We start from the raw sequence: 543 nt of genomic DNA, 5'->3' as shown, positions 1-543 counted from the left end.
TTACCACTTTGTGATTCATGACTGGGGTGAAGTCGTAACAAGGTAACCCTAGGGGAACCTGGGGTTGGATCACCTCCTTACCTAAAGCGGAACTATTTTGCGTAGTGTCCACACAGATGATTGATTGTAAACGTAGAGCAAACAGTAAGACCCATTGCGGTTACGGCTGGTCTGTAGCTCAGGTGGTTAGAGCGCACCCCTGATAAGGGTGAGGTCGGTAGTTCGAGTCTACTCAGACCAACCAATATCGCCTGTATGGGGTTATAGCTCAGCTGGGAGAGCGCCTGCCTTGCACGCAGGAGGTCAGCGGTTCGATCCCGCTTAACTCCACCATTCTTAAGAAATGAAATTACTGTTTGAAAACTCAAAGACAAGTTCTTGAAATCAAGTGCTTCTCTTTGAGCTTTATGCTCAACGCTCTTTAACAATTAGGCAAGCTGATAGTAGTAAAAATAAAGGTCAACAATTTTATTGTGAACCTTAAGCACGATACTTACGATTTCAAAGACAATTTGGGGTTGTATGGTTAAGTGACTAAGCGTA

2 tRNA genes and 1 rRNA gene are annotated in these 543 nt (G+C 44.4%); all 3 read left to right on the top strand.

The window, feature by feature from the left end:
- Positions 1-80 (top strand): 16S ribosomal RNA (locus A5320_RS07355); the annotation flags it as partial.
- A gap of 87 nt (positions 81-167) precedes the next feature.
- A tRNA-Ile gene (locus A5320_RS07350) sits at positions 168-244 on the top strand.
- 13 nt (positions 245-257) lie between these two features.
- Positions 258-333: transfer RNA gene (locus A5320_RS07345), tRNA-Ala, on the top strand.
- Positions 334-543: the final 210 nt, after the last annotated feature.

Origin of the sequence: Rheinheimera sp. SA_1 (assembly GCF_001669775.1) — a bacterium.
In the GTDB taxonomy this organism is placed as follows: domain Bacteria; phylum Pseudomonadota; class Gammaproteobacteria; order Enterobacterales; family Alteromonadaceae; genus Pararheinheimera.
Note: the sequence above shows the minus strand (reverse complement) of the source record. Positions and strands in the feature narration are given on the sequence as shown.